Consider the following 2,405-nt stretch of genomic DNA (forward strand, 5'->3'; position numbering starts at 1 on the left):
ATACAGTCATTGATGGTGGGGATGACCAGATTGACGATCTCCAGCCACACCCCTTCTTCCCGGATGATCTTGAGCGTCTCGAGGACCGGAGCGATCTCCCCGCCGTAGATAGTGCGGTAGACCTCAGGGCAAAAGGCTTTGAGATCGATGACCACTCCATCCATATGCGCCAGGATGGCTCTGAGCGGCTCGGGGGCCATGGTCCCGTTGGAGTGAAAGAGATTAAGCAAGCCCTCCCGGCGGGCGATCACGGAAATATCGTACATGAACTCAAAGAAAACCGTCGGTTCGTTGATGGTATGGGAGATGGAGCGACTGCCGCGCCGGAGCGCTTCGGCGACCACTTCCTCGGGGGAAAAGGTGAGCGAGCGCACCTCCTCTGGTCCGCGCTGGGTGATGTGCCAGTTGTGACATTGTTTACAGCGAAAATTGCAGGAAGCGGTGAAGACCCCCAGGTTTCGGTGTCCCGGCAGCATATGATACATTGGCTCGGCTTCGATGGGGTCGGTCTGCAAACCGGCCGGCCGACCGTAGACCAGGGTGTAGAGACGGCCTTCCCGGTTCTCGCGTACCCGGCAGAGGCCCGGTGTGCCGGGGGGGATGAGACACCTGTGAAAACAGAGTAAACAGCGCACCTGGTCATCGGGTAACAGCTCGTAGAACCGCGCCGGGGTCCCGACATCGATCCCTTCCCCGACCGCCCGCCGGGGGGTGATTTCCAGCCGCGGCACCGATGACAGAATCCCTCCTCCCAGGAGGAGCGCCCCCCCCAGGAGGAGCAAGATCAGTCTCACCCGCTTATTCCCAAACACCAGGAATCTCCTTGCCGCAGAACCGGCATTTCCCCTCTTCGATATTGTTCGAAAGCACCGACATGCCGATACGGTGGATCAGTATCCCGTCGCAGGCCGGACAATAGGTGCTGTCGTAGCGATGCCCGGGGAGATTGCCGATGGTGACGTAGTTTATCCCCACCTCCCGGGCGATGGCGCGCGCCATCTCCAGGGTCTCCACCGGGGTGGGCGGGAGATGGGTCATTCTAAAGGCCGGGTGGAAGCGGTTGATATGGAGCGGGACATCCGGCCCCAGGTTTTCCACGATCCACTCGCTCATGGCCCGGATCTCCTCTGGACAGTCGTTGAGCGTCGGGATTACCAGGTTGATGATTTCCAGCCATACCCCCTCTTTCTGGATAACTTTCAGGGTCTCAAGGACCGGCGATAGCGACGCCCCGCTTATCTCTCGATAGAACTCCTCGGTGAACCCCTTGAGGTCCACCCGCACCGCGTCCATATGCTCAAGGAGCGCCCGCAGGGGCTCCGGACTGATGAAGCCGTTGGTGACCAGCGTCGTCTTTATGCCCTCCGCCCGGGCCAGTTTCGCGATGTCGTACATATATTCGAAGAAGACCGTCGGTTCGGTATAGGTAAAGGAAACGGAGTTCAGGCCGGCCCTTTTCACCCCGGCGATGATTTCCGAGGGGGAACGCGGGTGGTATCTCACCTCCTCAAACTCCCGCTGGGAGATGGACCAGTTCTGGCAGTGTTTACAGCGCAAATTGCAGCCCACGGTAGCGATCGTCTGGCGGAGATGTCCGGGGTGGAAATGATGAAACGGGGCTTTTTCAATCGGGCCGATCCCGATGGCCACCGGCTTTCCGTAAACCAGAGTGTAGAGCGCGCCTTCCCGGTTCTCACGCACCCGGCAGATGCCCCGTCCTCCCTCCGGGATAACGCAAACCTGCGGACAAAGCCAGCACCGTACCCGGTTATCGGTTAGTTCCTGCCAGTACCGCGCCGGTTGTGAACCGTCTGCCAATGCTACATTAGCTGTCATCGTGCCGGGAGACTGGTCCCGCAGGGCTAACTCAGGAGTAGTTTTATCGGAAGGCGAATCCTGCCCCAGCGGAAAAAACCAAACCACTCCGCTGACTACAACAGCCGCCATTATAAGGATCACGATGGTCTTCTTCATACTATCCTCTCTTTCCGCCAGCATGAAGTAAGTGTCAGTTAATAACCGTACCCTCTTGATTCAAATTCAATCCTTATGTGCTTCGTATATCTCGTTGAACTTATTGTGGTTGTCTTTAAATGCCTGCAGCATTTCGGGATCGAAGGGGGGAGGGTAGACTGACAAAGACAAAACAGGACCGAAATTTTGTTTATTGTGCTTCGTCTCATTTCCTTCCCACGGGCATGATGTAAAGGGGCAGAAGATCGGTAGCCAAGACATCCTGGACCGCTCCATCGTGGAAGGCCCCCACGATCACGGTTCCCAGATCCAGAGCCTCAGCCTGCAGATGGACATTCTGGCCAGCCCCGCCGACATCCATCATGATGTAGCGTTCTATCCCCCGCGCCCCGTAACGTCTTTGGATTCTGGCTAAATCACCGACCCAGACG

General features: G+C 57.7%; 3 protein-coding genes. All 3 read right to left on the reverse strand.

Annotated elements, in window-relative coordinates; genetic code table 11:
- Nucleotides 1-812: radical SAM protein (locus VLH40_07020; GenBank protein HSV31754.1), on the reverse strand; the 812-nt coding region annotated here is incomplete at its 3' end.
- Nucleotides 799-1,974 (reverse strand): AmmeMemoRadiSam system radical SAM enzyme, encoded by a 1,176-nt coding sequence (gene amrS, locus VLH40_07025; GenBank protein ID HSV31755.1) that lies wholly within the window; start codon nucleotides 1,972-1,974, stop codon nucleotides 799-801. The genes VLH40_07020 and amrS, both read right to left, overlap by 14 nt.
- Before the next feature lie 205 nt (nucleotides 1,975-2,179).
- A partial coding sequence (locus VLH40_07030) for a nitroreductase family protein (protein ID HSV31756.1) occupies nucleotides 2,180-2,405 on the reverse strand: 226 nt, incomplete at its 5' end.

This window comes from Atribacteraceae bacterium (assembly GCA_035477455.1).
Lineage (GTDB): Bacteria > Atribacterota > Atribacteria > Atribacterales > Atribacteraceae > DATIKP01.